The following is a 15,547-nucleotide window of genomic DNA, read 5'->3' on the forward strand; positions in this document are numbered from 1 at the left end:
TGCTATTTCCTTCCGGTGGCCCGCAGCCGACGCAGGCGTTGAGCGATCACCCGGCGCAGCCGGATGGGGGTCAGGACAAAGGTGAGCGCGCCGTCGGACTCGACGGTCGCGGAGGCGCGGTAGACGTGCAGGCCGCGCCGCAGCCGTACGGACGCCGGGCCACCGGTGGTTCCGGGGGCGGTGGCCACCGGGACCGGCAGCTCGCCGTCGGCGGTGTCCAGCCGCCAGCGCAGCGACCAGGCGGTGCGGCCCGCGGCCGACGCGGCGGCGAGCAGCGGTGCGAGCGGGACGCGGGTGCTCAGCCGGGTGCCGCCGTCGGCCGGGGTGTACCCGACCTCGCAGTCCAGGCCGGCCGGTACGCCGCCCGCGGGCTTCCGCTCGCAGCCGAGGGACGCGGAGCGGACGAGGCCGCCGTAACCGGGTACCGGGGTCTCGGCGGTGAGCAGCAGGGCGGGGCCCGCGGCGTCGGTGACGAACGACGCCCGGGCCTTGCCGAGTCCGCGCACCGCGGCGCGGGTGCGGTCGACGAGCTTCGTGAGGTCGGCGAACCGGGGGTCGCCGACGAAGGGGTAGCCGAGGTGGGCGCGGCCTTCGACGACGGTGAGCGGCAGCTTCTTCTCGTCCACCTGCTCGGCGCCGCCGTGCTCCGCCTCGAAGCGCAGGGTGCTCAGCAGCAGGTCGAAGGCGCCGGAGCGGGCGAGCGTCAGGTGGACGCGGTCGGTGAGCGGCAGTCGGCCGAGCAGCGCGTCGGTGGCGAAGTCCGTCAGCAGCGGCCGGGCCCCCGCCATGATCCGCTCCCGCACGTCGGGCTCGGCGGCCAGCAGCCGGTAGCCCAGCACGAAGGACATCTCACTGGTGAGGTGGCGGCGGTTGAGACCGTAGCGCTCGTCCTCGGTCTCGGTGAACCGCTCGGTGAGCCGCATGATGCGCTCGGTGCCGATCAGCCGGTGCTCCAGGCTGCCGCGATAGGTGACGTTGCCCTCGTCGCCGCGCCGGACCGCGAAGTAGTAGTCGTAGTCGTCGAGGATCGATATGCCCTCGGCGCGGAAGCACGCCTCCAGGGTGAACGGCTGGTCGCTGAGGATCGGCAGGTCCTCGGGGTAGCGCAGGTGGTGCTTCTCGATCAGCGCGCGGCGGAAGAGCTTGGTGTTGGACAGCGCCCACGGGAGCGGGGAGTTGCGGAGGGTCGCGTCGTGCCGGGTGCGCTCGAAGACCGCCTGGGGCACCCAACGCCCGTTCACCCCGACCATCTTGGCGACGACCACGTCGGTGCCGTGCTCGTCGGCGGCGGCCACCATCCGCTCCAGTGCCTCGGGGCCCAGGTAGTCGTCGGAGCCGAGGAAGAAGACGTAACGGCCGGTGGCCACGTCGAGCGCCTGGTTGCTGGGGGCGGCCGGGCCGCCGGAGTTCTCCTGGGTGATCACCCGGAAGACGCCGGGGTGCTCGGCCGCGAACCGGGCCAGCTCCTTCGGGCTGTCGTCGGTCGACCCGTCGTCGACGGCGACGACCTCCAGCCGGTCCAGGCCGATGCTCTGCTCCACCAGGGAGTTCAGGCACTCGGTGAGGTACGGCATGGTGTTGTACACGGCGACGACGACGGTGACATCGGGCTCGGCGGGTTCCGCGGCCGGTGCGGATTCGGTCACGATCTGACTCCGGTCTGTGCGGGTTCGGGCTGCTCCGCCGGGCGCTCCAGGCGCGGGCGGTCCAGCAGATCGGCGTACAGGTCGTCGAGGATCTCCGCCTGCGCCTCCCATGTCCACTGGTCGAGCAGGCCGGGCTGGTCGTACACCGCCCGGTACCGCGCCGGATCGGCGAGCACCGCCTTCGTCGCGCGCACGAAGTCCTCCAGGTCCTCGGCCCGGAACACCTCGCCCTGCCCGGTGGACTCGGTCACGCCGCCCATCGTCTTCACGTCGCTGACCACCAGCGGCAGCCGGGCGTGCGCGTACTCCATGAACTTCGTGATCAGCGCGATCTCGTGGTTGGGCCAGTGGTGGATCGGGATGACGCCGATGTCGGCGGCCGCCAGGAACCTCGACACCTGGTAGTGCGGCACGTACGGCAGTACGTGCATCCGGTCGGCGACGCCGAGCGCGGCCGCCCTGGCCCGCAGGCTCCGCATGTACCCGTCCTCCGGGTACAACACGACGAACGCGGCGTGCACGCCCTCCAGTCGGGGCAGCGCCTCCACCATGATGTCGAGCCCGCGCTGCTTGGCCGCGGCACCGCTGTAGACCATCAGCGGCACGTCGGGGCCCACCCCGCACAGCGCGCGCAGGTCGGGGACCGGCTCGGCGGCCAGGTCGGGCGCGACGGTGGCGCTCGGCGCGTTGAGCACCACGCTCGGGCGCTCGGCCAGGCCGTGGGTCTCGCGCAGCATGTCGGCGAGCATCTCCGAGACGGTCACCACCGCGTCGGCGGCAGGCGCGTACTCGCGCTCCATCGCCACCGCGGCCGGGTGCCAACGGGCGGTGTCCTTCCACGGCTTGATACCGGGCAGGTACTCGTGCGCGTCCCACACCAGCTTGACCGAGCGGCCGCGCGCCCGCGCCCGCATGACCGCCCGCGCGGCCACGCCGAGCATCCGGAAGTCGTTGGCGTGGATCAGCTCCGGCTTGAGACGGTCGATCACCGGGCCGTAGGCCAGCTCGAAGTCCCACATGCCCGGCTCCAGCCGCCGCCAGGCGCTGTCGCCGCGCAGCACCGTCTGCATCCGGGCGACCAGCCGGTCGTACCGGGTGTCCTGGCGCCGCCTGGCCCGCTGCATGGACTCCAACTGGTGGCGTCGGAAAGCCACCCAGCGCTTGGCGACGAAGGCGCCCCCGCGGCTGGGCAGCAGCGCGGCCCGGCCGGCCGCGACCCGCAGCGGCGAACCGCCCTCGCGGGCGGCGACGTCGAGCTTCGTCCGGCGCTCGCGCAGGTAGGCGTGCCAGGCGTCGACCTGCGCGGTGCGGTACCGGGCGACGTGGAACGGCGGGTACGCGAACGGGCGGCGCAGCCAGGCGCGCCGGAAGTACATGGGGTGCTTGTCGAGGTGCCCCGCGACCTCGATCAGCCGGACGTCGGCGTCGCCGAGCTTCCAGGAGGCGACCTTGCCGTTCGGCGCGCGGCCGAGCAGGATCACCTCCCAGCCCGCGTCCGCCGCCGACCGGGCCTGCTTCTGGACGCGCGAGTCACCGTTGACCCCGTTGTCCACCAGCATGACGACACGTCCGCGGCGCTCGCGCGTCCCGGAGCCGTTCTCAGGGTCCATTGCCTGCCTTTTCCTGGGTGGGTGCGTCGGCTCCGTGCCGGTCCGCGGTGGATGGCCGCCGGACGGCGGGCGGGGCGGCCCGCCGTCCGGCCCGGGTGTTCAGTGCGCGGCCACGGTGTCCCGGGCAGGCGCGCAGTCCACGGTCAGGCCGCGTTCGGCGGACTCCAGCACCGCGGCGGAGACCTCGACGGTCCGCAGCCCCTGCCGGAGGGTGACGAGGTCCGCCATGGAGCCCACGCCGAGCACCGCGTCGCGGAACTTCTCGTGCTCGACCTGGAGCGGCTCCCGCTTGGCGATCGCGTAGCGGATCATGTCGCCCTCGGCGACGCCGCGGAAGGCGCGCAGCGCCTCCCATTCGGTGTTCACGGCCCCGTTGGCGTAGAAGGTCAGGTCGGCGGTCAGGGTGTCGGCGACGAAGCAGCCGCGGTCGCCGGTGACGACCGTGGACCGCTCCTTGAGCGGACTGAGCCAGTTGACCAGGTGGTTGACCATCGTGCCGTCGGACAGCTCGCCGACCACGGCGACCATGTCCTCGTGCGGGCGGCCGCTCTTGGAGACGGTGCGGGCGGCGACGGAGACGTAGTCGCGGCCGGTGACCCAGCCGGTGAGGTCGATGTCGTGGGTGGCGAGGTCCTTGACCACGCCGACGTCCGCGATGCGGTGCGGGAAGGGGCCCTGGCGGCGGGTCACGACCTGGAAGACCTCGCCGAGTTCACCGGCCTCCAGCCGCTTGCGCAGGCTCTGCAGGGCCGGGTTGTACCGCTCGATGTGGCCGACGCCCGCCACCAGCCCGCGGGACTCGAACGCCTCGACCAGCCGGGCGGCGGCCGCCACCGAGTGGGCCAGCGGCTTCTCGATCAGCGCGCAGACACCGGCCTCGGCCAGTTCCAGGCCGATCGGTTCGTGCAGCGCGGTCGGGCAGGCGATGACGGCGTAGTCCACGCCGCGCGCGATCAGTTCGGCGACGGTGGACACCACCGGCACACCGCGCGCCGCCCCGCCGGGGTCCCCGGCCGGGTCCACCACGGCGACCAGCTCGACGCCGTCGAGGCCGGACAGCACGCGGGCGTGATGGCGTCCCATCGCGCCGACCCCGATGAGTCCGGCGCGCAGCTTCGTAGCGGACCCGGTCACAGCACGTCCTCCAGCGCGTTCACGGCGGCGATGATCCGGTCCAGTTCGGCCGGGGTCAGCGACGGGTGCACCGGCAGCGACAGCGCCTCGGCGGCGGCCCGCTCGGTCTGCGGCAGGTCCCAGTCGCGGGACGCCGACGGACCCGACTGCGCGTACGGCACCAGGCGGTGGATCGGCGTCGGGTAGTAGACGGCGTTGCCGACACCGGCCTCGGTGAGCCGGGCCTGGGCCGCGTCGCGGTCACCGGATATCCGGACGGTGTACTGGTGGTAGACGTGGCTCGCGCCGGGTGCGACGGGCGGCGTGGTGACCGTGGTGATGCCCGCGTCCAGCACCTTGGCGTTGGCGCGCCGCTGCTCGGTCCAGCCGGGCAGCTTCTTCAGCTGCTCGCGGCCGATCGCGGCCGAGACGTCGGTCATCCGCATGTTGGCGCCGACGATCTCGTTGGCGTAGCGCTGTTCCATGCCCTGGTTGCGCAGCAGGCGCAGGGTCCGGGCCAGGGCCGGGTCCGCGGTGGAGACCATGCCGCCCTCCAGGGCGTGCATGTTCTTGGTCGGGTAGAAGCTGAAGCACCCGGCCGCGCCGAACGCCCCCACGGGCGTGCCGTCGAGGGCCGCGGCGTGCGCCTGCGCGGCGTCCTCCACGACCGCCAGCCCGCGGGCGTCGGCCAGCGGCTGGATACGGTCCATCGCGGCCGGGTGGCCGTAGAGGTGGACCGGCATGATCGCGGCGGTGCGCGGGCCGATGGCGGCGGCGGCGGCGTCCGGGTCGAGGCAGAAGCTGTCGGCGTCGATGTCGGCGAAGACCGGTTCCGCGCCGACCAGTCGCACCGCGTTGGCGGAGGCGGCGAAGGAGAAGGAGGGCACGATCACCTCGTCGCCCGGTCCGATCCCGAGGGCCAGCAGCGTGAGCTGGAGCGCCGAGGTGCCGGAGTTCACCGCCACACAGTGCCGTCCGGCCACCAGCTCGCCGAACTCCTCCTCGAACGCGGCGACCTCGGGGCCCTGCACCACCCGTCCGCTGCGCAGCACGCGGACGGCGGCGGCGATCTCCTCCTCGCCGATGACCGGTCGCGCCGCGGCAATCGGCTCGCCGGTGACGGCCGGCCCCTGGCCGGTGTCCGGCCCCTTGTCGCGTCCCGGCACTGGGCTTCCTCCTCGTGGGTGGCGGGTCCTCCCGCCGATCCGGCTCGACCCCGTCACGGGCCGATCAGTACGCAGGGGCTTGGCTGCCGCCGTATACGTCTCACCGTCGCGGGATGCCCGCGGGCAGCGCATTCGCGTACCCGAATGGGCGAACAATCGGCGCGCCTTCGCACGCCTGATCCAGCGACACCTTATAGCAGCTTTACCGCAGGGCAACCGTCCGTCAGGAACCCCGACATCGCCCGTACTCCGCGCGTTAATCCGGCGACGATCCCCTGACCCGGCATCAGCCGACCGGTCATCAAGGGGGAAGCGAAACGGGTCATCGGCAACCGCTGTCGCAGCGGGCGGCCCGGCCGCTCACGAAGCGGCACGGCTCTTCCAGTGTGGGTGGGGCGGGTGGGACTCGAACCCACGGCCGACGGATTATGAGTCCGCTGCTCTAACCGGCTGAGCTACCGCCCCTCGCGGCGTGTCGCGTACAACTGTGCGCGCCGTCTGCCGCAGCATAGCCGCTCATACGATCTCCTGCTTCGGATGGTCGGCTTCCGCGCTGCTTCCTGACCTGGAACGACTCTCCCGGACAGGGAAGCGGACATGAAAAAGGACCCCGCAGGGTCCTCGTTCACCGCGCTCCCCCGACTGGACTCGAACCAGTAACCTGCCGGTTAACAGCCGGCTGCTCTGCCAATTGAGCTACAGGGGATCGAAGCTCCCCCGACTGGACTCGAACCAGTAACCTGCCGGTTAACAGCCGGCTGCTCTGCCAATTGAGCTACAGGGGATCGCTTCGTCTGCATCGAACGCATCCACCTGGGTATTCGCCAGGGGGCGGGCGCTCGCTGCGACACATACATTAGCGCAAGCAGGGGGGTGCTCCGCCAATCGGTTCCCCTCCGGCCCCCGCTCAGCACCACAGACCCCCGTCAGGGACTACGAAGGAAGGGTGGCCCACATGCGCTACCGGCTCACGTTCGTCGCCGGACTGGCCGTCGGATACGTCCTCGGAGCACGCGCCGGCCAGCAGCGCTACGAGCAGCTGAAGAAGGCCGCTCGCGGGATCGCGCAGAACCCCGCGGTCCGCAACACCGCCGAGACCGCCGCCCAGCAGGGCAAGGTCTACGCGGGCAAGGCGCTGCACACGGTGAGCGAGAAGGTCGGCGAGCACGCCCCCGAGTCCTTCACGGACCGTGTCCGCTCCCGGCTCGGCCGGGGTGGCCCGGCCCGTCCGGCCGAGGACGACTGGGGCACCAGCCACCCCTGAACCGGCCACCCCGCACACGTGCCCCCTGAGCTGCGGCTCCAGGGGGCACAGGCGTATCGGCCGGAGCAGCCCCCGCTCTGCGGCAGAATTTGAGCCATGGGGATAGTCGCCGGGTTGGACAGTTCGCCCGCATTCACTCGCATCGTGGTCTGCGACACGGACACGGGGGCCGTGCTGCGTCAGGGGTACGCCCCGCATCCGCTGGACGTGCCGGACGGCGCCCCGCGGCCCAGTGACGTCGACCCGCAGGCGTGGCTGCTCTCCCTGGGCGAGGCCGCGGGCGGCGGCCTGCTGGAGGGCGTGCAGGCCATCGGCGTCTCCACCCAGGCGAACGCCGTGGTCCCGCTGGACGCGCAGGGCAACACCGTGCGCCCGGCGATGGCCGGGGCCGACAAGCGGGCCCAGGTGGCCGCCGCCGACCTGATCGACGCGCTCGGCGGCCGCGAGGCGTGGGCGCAGGCGGTGGGCTGTGTCCCGCAGGCCGCCCGGCCGGTGACCAAGCTGCGCTGGCTGGCGAAGAACGAGCCGGAGAACGCCAGCCGGACCGCCGTACTCCTCCAGGCGCATGACTGGCTGGTCTGGCAGCTGCTGGGGCGCCCGGTGCGCCGGACCACCGACCGGGGCGGCGCCTCGGGCACCGGGTACTGGTCGGCGGCCACCGGCGCCTACCGCCCCGACCTGGTCGAGCTGGCGCTCGGCCACCAGGTGGCGCTGCCCGAGGTGATCGGCCCGGCCGAGGCCGCGGGCACCACCCCGGAGGGGCTGCTGATCTCCGCCGGTACGGGCGAGACGATGGCCGCCGCGTTCGGCCTCGGGATCGGGCTCGGCGACGCGGTCGTCTCGCTGGGCGCGTCCGGGTCCGTGATGGCCGTGCACACCGAGGCGCTGGCCGACCAGACCGGGATGATCACCTCCCTCGCCGACGCCACCGGCATGCACCTGCCGGTCGTCACCACGCTGAACGCCGTACGGGCCCTGCGCGGCACCGCCGGACTCCTCGGGCTGGGCGGCCTGGAGGAGCTGTCCGAACTGGCCCTGAAGTCCACGCCCGGCTCGCACGGCCTGGTGCTGCTCCCCTACCTGGAGGGCGAGCGCACCCCCAACCTGCCGCACACCGCGGGCACCCTCGCCGGGCTGCGCCGGGAGTCGATGAAGCCGGAGCATCTGGCGCGGGCCTCCTTCGAGGGCATGCTGTGCGGGCTCGCGGACGCGCTGGACGTGCTGCGCGGGCGGGGCGTGGCGGTGCGGCGGATCTTCCTGCTGGGCCAGGCCGCCGAGCTGCCCGCCGTGCAGGCGATCGCCCCGGCGCTGTTCGGCACGCAGGTGGTCGTGCCGCAGCCCGCCGACTACGCCGCGATCGGCGCCGCCCGCCAGGCCGCGTGGGCCCTCGGGGCCGCCCAGGGCACCCTGGACCCCCGTACCCCGCCCGCCTGGCGGGGAGCGGCCGCCCAGGTGCTGGAGCCGGGCGACGACCTCGCCGTGGGGCAGGCGGTGCGCCAGCAGTACGTGGCGGTGCGCGAGCAGACCCACCCGGGGGCCTTCCGCGCGTAAAGAGCCGTACAAGCCGGGAGCGGCGGGGCACCCGATGGGTTAATCGGTTGAGGTAACACGGGTGGAGTGCCCGACGATAGGGCCATGGGCTGTTCCACCGCCCCACCGCCGACTCCGAGAGACAAGCGTGCTCATACGACTTCTGCGGACCTGTCTCAGGCCCTACAAGAAACCCATCGCCCTGCTGGTGGCGCTGCAGCTCCTCCAGACCTGCGCCACGCTCTACCTGCCCAACCTCAACGCGCACATCATCGACAACGGTGTCGTGAAGGGTGACACGGGTTACATCCTCACCGCCGGTGCCCTGATGATCGGCATCTCGCTGGTCCAGGTCGTCTGCAACATCGGCGCCGTGTACTTCGGCGCCCGTACCGCCTCCGCGCTGGGCCGGGACCTGCGCGCCGCGGTCTTCGACCGGGTGCAGTCCTTCTCCTCGCGGGAGCTGGGCCACTTCGGCGCGCCGTCGCTGATCACCCGTACGACCAATGACGTGCAGCAGGTCCAGATGCTGGTCCTGATGACGTTCACGCTGATGGTGTCGGCGCCCATCATGTGTGTCGGCGGCATCGTGCTGGCCCTCGGTCTCGACGTGCCGCTCTCCGGCGTGCTGGTCGCCGTGGTGCCGGTGCTGGGCATCTGCGTGACGCTGATCGTGCGCAGGCTGCGGCCGCTGTTCCGGTCGATGCAGACCCGGCTGGACAAGGTGAACCGGGTGCTGCGCGAGCAGATCACCGGCAACCGCGTCATCCGCGCCTTCGTCCGCGACACGTACGAGCAGGAGCGGTTCGGGAAGGCCAACGGCGAGCTGACCGAGATGCAGCTGGCGACCGGCCGGATGCTGGCGCTGATGTTCCCGATCGTGATGACGGTGGTGAACCTGTCGTCGATCGCCGTGGTGTGGTTCGGCGCGCACCGCATCGACAGCGGCGGGATGCAGATCGGTGACCTGACCGCGTTCCTCGCCTATCTGATGCAGATCGTCATGTCCGTGATGATGGCCACCTTCATGTTCATGATGGTGCCGCGCGCGGAGGTGTGTGCCGAGCGCATCCAGGAGGTGCTGGGGACCGAGTCCAGCGTCGTGCCTCCGGTGGCGCCGGTCACCGAGCTGCACGGGCACGGGCGGCTGGAGATCCGGAACGCGGGCTTCCGCTATCCGGGCGCCGAGGAGCCGGTGCTGCGCTCCATCGACCTGGTGGCCCGCGCGGGCGAGACGACGGCGGTGATCGGCTCGACCGGCAGCGGCAAGTCGACCCTGCTGGGCCTGGTGCCCCGGCTGTTCGACGCCACCGAGGGCCAGGTCCTGGTGGACGGCGTGGACGTGCGCGAGGCCGACCCGGCCCTGCTGGCCCGTACCGTCGGCCTGGTCCCGCAGAAGCCGTACCTGTTCGCGGGCACGGTCGGCGGCAATCTGCGCTACGGCAAGCCGGACGCCACCGACGACGAGCTGTGGGCCGCGCTGGAGACCGCGCAGGCCAAGGAGTTCGTGGCGGGTCTCGAGGGCGGCCTGGAGGCGCCGATCGCGCAGGGCGGCACCAATGTGTCCGGCGGTCAGCGCCAGCGTCTGGCCATCGCCCGCACCCTGGTGCAGCGCCCGGAGATCTACCTCTTCGACGACTCGTTCTCCGCGCTCGACTACGCCACCGACGCGGCCCTGCGTGCGGCGCTCGGCCGGGAGACCGCCGACGCCACGGTGGTGATCGTGGCCCAGCGGGTGGCGACCATCCGGGACGCGGACCGGATCATCGTGCTCGACGAGGGCCGGGTGGTGGGCTCCGGCCGCCACCACGAGCTGATGGCGGGCAATCAGACGTACCGGGAGATCGTGCTCTCCCAACTGACGGAAGCGGAGGCCGCCTGATGGCCGGTCCCATGGGACGCATGATGGCCGGGGGCGGACCCGACCAGCGGTCGATGGACTTCAAGGGCTCGGGCAAGCGGCTCATGGCCCAGTTCCGGCCCGAACGGGTCACCATCTACGGGCTGCTGGCCTGCGTGGTGATCAGCGTGGCGCTGAACGTGATCGGCCCGAAGATCCTCGGCAAGGCCACCGACCTGGTGTTCGCGGGCATCGTCGGCCGGAAGATGCCCGCCGGGGCGTCCAAGGAGCAGGTGCTGGACTCGCTGCGCGAGCGCGGCCAGGGTTCGGTCGCGGACATGCTGCGCAGCACCGACTTCACGCCCGGCCAGGGCATCGACTTCGACGCGGTCGGCCGGGTGCTGCTGCTGGCGGTCGGGGTCTTCCTGGTCGCGGGTCTGCTCATGGCGGTGGCGACCCGGCTGGTGAACCGGGCCGTCAACCGCACGATGTACCGGCTGCGCGAGCAGGTGCAGGCCAAGCTGTCGCGGCTGCCGCTGTCCTACTTCGACAAACGGCAGCGCGGTGAGGTGCTGTCCCGCGCCACCAACGACATCGACAACATCGGGCAGACGCTCCAGCAGTCGATGGGCCAGCTGATCAACTCGGTGCTGACCATCATCGGCGTGCTGGTGATGATGTTCTACGTCTCCTGGCTGCTCGCGCTGGTCGCGCTGGTGACGGTGCCGCTGTCCTTCGTGGTGGCGACGAGGGTCGGCAAGCGGTCGCAGCCGCACTTCGTGCAGCAGTGGCGCGTCACCGGCACCCTGAACGCCCACATCGAGGAGATGTACACCGGGCACACCCTGGTGAAGGTGTTCGGCCGCCAGGAGCAGTCGGCGAAGCAGTTCGCCGAGCAGAACGACGAGCTGTACGAGGCCGGGTTCAAGGCGCAGTTCCACAGCGGGGTGATGCAGCCGCTGATGATGTTCGTGTCGAACCTGAACTACGTGCTGGTCGCCGTCGTCGGTGGTCTGCGGGTGGCCTCGGGCGCGCTGTCCATCGGTGATGTGCAGGCGTTCATCCAGTACTCCCGCCAGTTCTCGATGCCGCTGACCCAGGTCGCCTCGATGGCCAACCTGGTGCAGTCCGGTGTCGCCTCGGCGGAGCGGGTGTTCGAGCTGCTGGACGCCGAGGAGCAGGAGGCGGACCCGGTACCGGGAGTGCGTCCCGCCGAGCGGCGCGGCCGGGTGGAGCTGGACCACGTGTCCTTCCGGTACGACCCGGAGAAGCCGCTGATCGAGGATCTCTCGCTCACCGTGGAGCCGGGCCAGACGGTGGCCATCGTCGGCCCGACCGGCGCGGGCAAGACCACACTGGTCAACCTGCTGATGCGGTTCTACGACGTCACGGGCGGCCGCATCTCCCTCGACGGGGTGGACGTCCGCACCATGTCCCGCGACGACCTACGGGCCGGGATCGGCATGGTCCTCCAGGACACCTGGCTGTTCGGCGGCACCATCGCGGAGAACATCGCCTACGGCTCCTCGCGCGAGGTCACCCGCGGCGAGATCGAGGAGGCGGCGCGGGCGGCCCACGCGGACCGCTTCATCCGTACGCTGCCCGACGGCTACGACACGGTGATCGACGACGAGGGCACCGGGGTGAGCGCCGGTGAGAAGCAGCTCATCACCATCGCCCGGGCGTTCCTGTCCGAGCCGGTGATCCTGGTACTGGACGAGGCGACGAGTTCGGTGGACACCCGGACCGAGGTGCTGATCCAGAAGGCCATGGCGAAGCTCGCCGACGGCCGCACGTCCTTCGTCATCGCCCACCGCCTCTCCACGATCCGGGACGCGGACACGATCCTGGTCATGGAGAACGGCTCGATCGTGGAACAGGGCGCGCACGCTGCCCTGTTGGCCGCGGATGGCGCCTACGCGCGCCTGTACAAGGCCCAGTTCGCGCAGGCGGTAGCCGAAGTCGACTGAGGCTGAGCGGGGGTGGGCGCACTTGCCCGCGTTGGCGGGGTGCCGCCTGCGCCCACCCGTGCCGCCCCAAGCGGCACGACTGCCCGCAGTCCAGCTGTAGTTGTTTTTAGGGGCGCGGGGAACTGCGCGACAAGCCACGACGGGCCCGCAGCCGGAATCAGTCCAGATAGCCCCGTAGTTGATCCGCGTAAGCGTGATCCCGGAGCTTGCTCAGTGTCTTGGACTCGATCTGCCGTATCCGCTCACGGGTCACCCCGAACAGCCGGCCGATCTCCTCCAAAGTACGAGGGCGGCCGTCCGCCAAGCCGTACCGAAGTTGGACCACCTTCCGCTCCCGCTCCCCGAGGGTCGACAACACCGCCTCCAAGTGCTGCCGCAGCAGCAGAAACGCGGCCGACTCCACGGGACTTGCCGCATCCCCGTCCTCGATCAGATCGCCGAAGGCGACATCGTCCTCCTCCCCCACCGGCGCGTGCAGCGACACCGGTTCCTGGGCGAGCCGGAGCACCTCACGGACCCGCTCGGGCGGGAGGTCGAGGTGAGCCCCGACCTCCTCGGGGGTGGGCTCGTACCCCCGCTCCTGCAGCATGCGCCGCTGCACGCGGACGACCCGGTTGATCAGCTCCACCACATGCACGGGCACCCGGATGGTGCGGGCCTGGTCGGCGAGAGCACGTGACATGGCCTGCCGAATCCACCAGGTGGCGTAGGTCGAGAACTTGTACCCGCGCGCGTAGTCGAACTTCTCCACCGCGCGGATGAGCCCGAGGTTGCCCTCCTGGACCAGGTCGAGCATGGTCAGCCCCCGGCCCACGTACCGCTTGGCCACGGAGACGACGAGGCGCAGGTTGGCCTCGATGAGGCGGCGCTTGGCCATGCGGCCCATGACGACGATCCGGTCCAGGTCGAGCGCGAGCCCGCTGTCGAGGTGCGGGGTGGTGCCGAGTTTCTCCTCGGCGAAGAGTCCGGCCTCCACCCGGCAGGCGAGTTCGACCTCCTCGGCGGCGGTGAGCAGGGGGATGCGGCCGATCTCGCGGAGGTACTGGCGGAACAGGTCGGCGGAGGGGCCCCCGCTCTCGGTCCGGGCGGCTCCGCGTACGTCGGCGGGCTCGGGCTCGCCGGTGTCGCCGGTCAGCGCCTCGGCGGGGGGTTCGGGGGTGTCCTCCGGCGCCGGTTCCGGGGCCGTCTCCGGATGCCGGTGGCCATGGCTCTGCGCGGGCACGGCCCTGAGCAGTCCCGGCTCGGCACCGCCGTGGGCGCTGCGGGCTGTCTGCGTGAGGGTGTGGGTCTGCACGGGGGCGACCTCCAGGATGATCGCTGCTCCGGGGGGGTGTGCGGCAGCGGCGCGGCGGAGCGCGAAGTCGACGGCCTGCGCTCCGGAGACTCGGGCACCGCCCCCAGTGTGGGGTACGACACATCTCCGCCACGAGAGTCGTGCGGTGACTTTTTGCTTCCGGCCGGTGACCGCGTGGTGATCCTGGGGCGCCGGGGAACGTCTAGAGCGCGGCCGGACCCTCGTGCTGGAGGGCGCGGTCGTACCGGGTGAGCACCATCATCTCGTTCTGGACGGCCGCCGACTGGGCCGGATCGGTGTGGCCGAGGCGGGTGAGGGTGGACTGCAGCTCGGTGATGCGGCGGCTGACGGCACGCCGCCTGATCTGCACCAGCACCATGCCCGCGTACGTCTCGTCGACCGTGCGGCGCATGATCGCCTCCACGGCCAGCTCGGTCACCATGGCCCGGACGGTGTCGTCGGGGGCGGCCTCGCGGACGCGGACCACGTACTCCTGGGGGTCCTGGGTGCCGAATTCGGCGCCACCGGCTTCCGCGATGGCCTGACGGACGGCCGTGTACGGGGGTGCGGTGAACTCGTCGAGACCGTAGGCGTCGAAGGCGGGCGAGACCAACTCCGGTCGCTGGAGGGCGAGTTTGAGGAGTTCGCGTTCGGTGGCGTAGACCGGGTTGCGCAGCGTGAGGGCGGGGCCGCCGGTGGCGCGGGGCGCGGCCTCCCAACTCTGCTGGGGGGCGCGGGACCGCTCCTGCGGGGCGCCGCCCTTGCCGCCGCGTTCGCGGGCCCAGCGGGCCAGTTGGGCGACGCGCTTGACGACGAACTGGGTGTCGAGGATGCCGAGCATGCCCGCGAGGTCGACGGCGACCTCGTGCTGGGCACCGCTGTTCTTGATCCGGGCGACGACCGGCGCGGCCTCGTCCAGGGCGGCGGCGCGTCCGGCGGGGGTGTCGAGGTCGTAGCGGGCGACGATCTGGCGCAGCGCGAACTCGAAGAGCGGGGTGCGCGGCTGGACCAGGTCGGCGACGGCCTCGTCGCCCTTGGCGAGGCGGAGGTCGCAGGGGTCCATGCCGTCGGGGGCGACGGCGATGTAGGTCTCGGCGGCGAACTTCTGATCGTCCTCGAAGGCGCGCAGCGCGGCCTTCTGTCCGGCCGCGTCCCCGTCGAAGGTGAAGATCACGCGGGCCGAGCCGTTGTCCATCAGCAGGCGGCGCAGGATCTTGATGTGGTCGCCGCCGAAGGCGGTGCCGCAGGTGGCGATGGCGGTGGTGACCCCGGCGAGGTGGCAGGCCATGACGTCGGTGTAGCCCTCGACGACGACCGCCCGGCTGGACTTGGCGATCTGCTGCTTGGCCAGGTCGATGCCGTACAGCACCTGGGACTTCTTGTAGATCGCGGTGTCGGGGGTGTTGAGGTACTTGGGCCCGTTGTCGGACTCGTAGAGCTTGCGGGCGCCGAAGCCGACGACCTCGCCGCCGATGTCCCGGATGGGCCACATCAGGCGGCCCCGGAAGCGGTCGATGGGGCCGCGGCGGCCGTCCTGGGCGAGGCCGGAGAGGATCAGTTCCTTGTCGCTGAAGCCCTTGCCGCGCAGGTAGCGGGTGAGGTGGTCCCAGCCCTGAGGGCTGTAGCCGACGCCGAAGTGGACGGCGGCGGCCTGGTCGAAGCCGCGTTCGGCGAGGAAGATCCGGCCGGTGTCGGCCTCGGGGCTGGTGGCGAGCTGTTCGGCGTACCACTGGGCGGCGATCTTGTGCGCCTCGACCAGCCGGATGCGTTCGCCGCGCTGGTGGGCGGGGTTGTAGCCGCCCTCCTCGTAGCGCAGGGTGATGCCGGCCTGGGCGGCGAGGCGCTCGACGGCCTCGGAGAAGGAGAGGTGGTCCACCTTCATCACGAAGGTGAGGGTGTCGCCGCCCTCCTGGCAGCCGAAGCAGTGGAAGAGTCCCTTGCTCGGGCTGACCTGGAAGGACGGCGACTTCTCGTCGTGGAAGGGGCAGAGGCCCTTGAGGTTGCCGCCGCCCGCGTTGCGCAGCTGGAGGTACTCCGAGACCACGGCGTCGATCGGGACCGCGTCCCGTACCGCCTTCACGTCCTCGTCGTTGATCCGTCCTGCCACGGATGAA

Annotated in this window: 9 protein-coding genes, 3 tRNA genes and 1 pseudogene; 4 read left to right on the forward strand and 9 right to left on the reverse strand. The window is 71.6% G+C overall.

Annotated features, from left to right (window positions below):
- Nucleotides 1-2: 2 nt before the first annotated feature.
- From ACI2LY_RS16715 to ACI2LY_RS16745, 7 genes are all read right to left on the reverse strand, one after another.
- Complete coding sequence (locus ACI2LY_RS16715; RefSeq protein ID WP_404707778.1) at nt 3-1,646, reverse strand: glycosyltransferase family 2 protein; 1,644 nt, start codon at nt 1,644-1,646, stop codon at nt 3-5.
- On the reverse strand, nt 1,643-3,256 hold the full coding sequence (locus ACI2LY_RS16720) for a glycosyltransferase family 4 protein (protein WP_404707779.1): 1,614 nt from the start codon (nt 3,254-3,256) through the stop codon (nt 1,643-1,645). The genes ACI2LY_RS16715 and ACI2LY_RS16720 overlap by 4 nt, the downstream gene beginning before the upstream one ends.
- Nucleotides 3,257-3,355: 99 nt before the next feature.
- On the reverse strand, nt 3,356-4,339 hold the full coding sequence (locus ACI2LY_RS16725; protein WP_404708159.1) for a Gfo/Idh/MocA family protein: 984 nt from the start codon (nt 4,337-4,339) through the stop codon (nt 3,356-3,358).
- 47 nt (nt 4,340-4,386) lie between these two features.
- On the reverse strand, nt 4,387-5,535 hold the full coding sequence (locus ACI2LY_RS16730) for a DegT/DnrJ/EryC1/StrS family aminotransferase (protein ID WP_404707780.1): 1,149 nt from the start codon (nt 5,533-5,535) through the stop codon (nt 4,387-4,389).
- Nucleotides 5,536-5,926: 391 nt separating this feature from the next.
- A tRNA-Ile gene (locus tag ACI2LY_RS16735) sits at nt 5,927-6,000 on the reverse strand.
- 168 nt (nt 6,001-6,168) lie between these two features.
- Nucleotides 6,169-6,241: transfer RNA gene (locus ACI2LY_RS16740), tRNA-Asn, on the reverse strand.
- A gap of 6 nt (nt 6,242-6,247) precedes the next feature.
- Nucleotides 6,248-6,320: transfer RNA gene (locus tag ACI2LY_RS16745), tRNA-Asn, on the reverse strand.
- 170 nt (nt 6,321-6,490) lie between these two features.
- On the opposite strand from ACI2LY_RS16745, the gene ACI2LY_RS16750 reads away from it, so the two are divergent.
- From ACI2LY_RS16750 to ACI2LY_RS16765, 4 genes are all read left to right on the forward strand, one after another.
- Nucleotides 6,491-6,799, forward strand: a complete 309-nt coding sequence (locus ACI2LY_RS16750) for a YtxH domain-containing protein (RefSeq protein ID WP_388993232.1) — start codon at nt 6,491-6,493, stop codon at nt 6,797-6,799.
- Nucleotides 6,800-6,895: 96 nt separating this feature from the next.
- Entirely contained in the window at nt 6,896-8,350 is a 1,455-nt protein-coding gene (locus ACI2LY_RS16755) for an FGGY family carbohydrate kinase (RefSeq protein ID WP_404707781.1), read from the forward strand.
- 127 nt (nt 8,351-8,477) lie between these two features.
- Entirely contained in the window at nt 8,478-10,211 is a 1,734-nt protein-coding gene (locus ACI2LY_RS16760; RefSeq protein ID WP_404707782.1) for an ABC transporter ATP-binding protein, read from the forward strand.
- Nucleotides 10,211-12,139, forward strand: coding sequence for an ABC transporter ATP-binding protein (locus ACI2LY_RS16765; protein WP_404707783.1), 1,929 nt, complete (start codon nt 10,211-10,213; stop codon nt 12,137-12,139). Before ACI2LY_RS16760 ends, ACI2LY_RS16765 begins: the two co-directional genes overlap by 1 nt.
- A gap of 157 nt (nt 12,140-12,296) precedes the next feature.
- Here ACI2LY_RS16765 and ACI2LY_RS16770 read toward each other — a convergent pair.
- Together ACI2LY_RS16770 and dnaG are read right to left on the reverse strand one after the other, a co-directional pair.
- Nucleotides 12,297-13,511 (reverse strand): annotated as a pseudogene (locus tag ACI2LY_RS16770) (RNA polymerase sigma factor); the annotation flags it as partial.
- 124 nt (nt 13,512-13,635) lie between these two features.
- Nucleotides 13,636-15,540 carry a DNA primase gene (dnaG, locus tag ACI2LY_RS16775; protein WP_404707784.1) on the reverse strand — a complete coding sequence of 635 codons (1,905 nt, stop codon included), beginning with the start codon at nt 15,538-15,540 and terminating at the stop codon, nt 13,636-13,638.
- Between the last annotated feature and the right edge of the window lie 7 nt (nt 15,541-15,547).

The organism is Streptomyces sp. NPDC002176, from assembly GCF_044903645.1.
Taxonomy (GTDB): domain Bacteria; phylum Actinomycetota; class Actinomycetes; order Streptomycetales; family Streptomycetaceae; genus Streptomyces.

Excerpts from the sequence above, each read along its gene's own strand:
- ACI2LY_RS16720 (WP_404707779.1), bottom strand. The coding sequence starts at position 3,256 with ATGGACCCTGAGAACGGCTCCGGGACGCGCGAGCGCCGCGGACGTGTC.
- ACI2LY_RS16725 (WP_404708159.1), bottom strand. The coding sequence starts at position 4,339 with ATGGGACGCCATCACGCCCGCGTGCTGTCCGGCCTCGACGGCGTCGAG.
- ACI2LY_RS16750 (WP_388993232.1), top strand. The coding sequence starts at position 6,491 with ATGCGCTACCGGCTCACGTTCGTCGCCGGACTGGCCGTCGGATACGTC.
- ACI2LY_RS16755 (WP_404707781.1), top strand. The coding sequence starts at position 6,896 with ATGGGGATAGTCGCCGGGTTGGACAGTTCGCCCGCATTCACTCGCATC.
- ACI2LY_RS16765 (WP_404707783.1), top strand. The coding sequence starts at position 10,211 with ATGGCCGGTCCCATGGGACGCATGATGGCCGGGGGCGGACCCGACCAG.